This is a genomic window from Vibrio sp. 10N.222.52.B7 (assembly GCF_041474275.1).
GTDB lineage: Bacteria > Pseudomonadota > Gammaproteobacteria > Enterobacterales > Vibrionaceae > Vibrio > Vibrio crassostreae_C.
Map to the genome: position 1 here is coordinate 1 of NZ_JBFRTU010000338.1, position 265 is coordinate 265.

Genomic DNA, 265 nt, shown 5'->3' on the forward strand with positions numbered 1-265 from the left:
ACTTCTTATTAGCGCCTGTGTACGGTATTACAACCGCAGCCGACTATGTCGTATTCAACTCACTTGAATTTTGGACAGGTAAAAACCCAATCAGTGGCTCGCCACACGTATTTGATACAAAAACAGATACACACTTCGAAGTGAACGACGACCTAGACCCAAGCCTGAAAGAAGCACCTGTGGGGCCAATTTCAAACAATCGCACGATTGAAACGGGTGAGATGATTAAGATTGACGAAAACACGGTTCAAATGGACATCGTCTA

1 protein-coding gene is annotated in these 265 nt (G+C 44.2%); it reads left to right on the forward strand.

What is annotated here, in order from left to right:
- Positions 1–265 (forward strand): DUF3332 family protein (locus AB4512_RS23105; RefSeq protein WP_372175856.1); only part of this gene is annotated, 265 nt, incomplete at both ends.